The organism is Leifsonia sp. HAY1-4F (assembly GCF_056755275.1).
The window spans coordinates 1-252 of sequence record NZ_JBNDHX010000436.1; the positions used below are offsets into that span (position 1 = coordinate 1).

Annotated in this window: 1 pseudogene; it reads left to right on the forward strand. The window is 68.7% G+C overall.

Features of this window, described 5'->3' with window-relative positions:
* Window positions 1-150 (forward strand): annotated as a pseudogene (locus ACPYOG_RS20090) (dTMP kinase); the annotation flags it as partial.
* Window positions 151-252: the final 102 nt, after the last annotated feature.

Here is a 252-nt window from a genome sequence, read left to right on the forward strand (position 1 = left end):
ACACTCTCTCCGTCGTCGGCAGCGTCAGATGTGTATAAGAGACAGGTGCTGCACACCCGCGAGCCGGGAGGGACGGACGCCGGGGTCGAGATCCGGGAGATCGTCCTGCACCACCGCGGCGACATCGCGCCGCGCGCCGAGGCCCTGCTCCTGTCTCTTATACACATCTCCGAGCCCACGAGACACTCGCTAATCTAGGGGGGGGTGTGTTGGTTTGGAGGAGGGGGGGGGGGGGGGGGGGGGGGGGGGGGG